Below are 627 nucleotides of genomic sequence, written 5' to 3'. Positions count from 1 at the left end.
CGTGGTGCGGCGGGTGCACGGCACCCGGGGGGCCCGATGACGGTGAGGACGCGCCCGCGGAGTCCCGCGGCTGCTGCGCGCCCGCGCCGGAAGTGGTGTCGTCGACGGTCACCAGCCGCCTCCTGCCCGTTCCCTGCGCACGTACCTGCCGATCTGTCGCTCGATCGCCTCAACGATACGGCAGGTGTGCCCCAGCTCACGTCCCGGCGACGGACCCGGCCCGCGCCGCATCCGGTATACGGCGTACGCGGTGCGTGCTCACAGCGCGTGCGCACGGCGGCGGTGCACGGCCACAGCCCGCCGGTCCCGGGGGGCGGGCCCGCGGCCCGCCCCCCGGAGGGCTCAGGCGGGGCGCAGGTGCACGACATCGCCCGCGCCGACCGTGGTCCGGGCGCCGTCCGGCCGGGCGATGACCAGGCGGCCGTCGCCGTCGATCGCGACCGCCTCGCCCGTCGCCGACGTGCCGCCCGGCAGCTCCGCCCGGACGGAGCGGCCGAGGGTCGCGCAGCCCGCCGCGTAGGCGGCCTGCAGCCCGGAGGCGGCCGGGTCGCCGCCCGCCGCGCGCCAGTCGCCGTACCAGTGCTCCAGGGAGCGCAGCACGGCCCGCAGCAGCGGGTCGCGGTCGGT

At 79.1% G+C, this 627-nt stretch carries 1 pseudogene; it reads right to left on the bottom strand.

Features of this window, described 5'->3' with window-relative positions:
- Positions 1-342 precede the first annotated feature (342 nt).
- A pseudogene (locus tag EAO77_RS37350) lies at positions 343-627 on the bottom strand (biotin--[acetyl-CoA-carboxylase] ligase); the annotation flags it as partial.

Origin of the sequence: Streptomyces sp. T39 (assembly GCF_008042045.1) — a bacterium.
Classification (GTDB): Bacteria; Actinomycetota; Actinomycetes; order Streptomycetales; family Streptomycetaceae; genus Streptomyces.
Note: the sequence above shows the minus strand (reverse complement) of the source record. Positions and strands in the feature narration are given on the sequence as shown.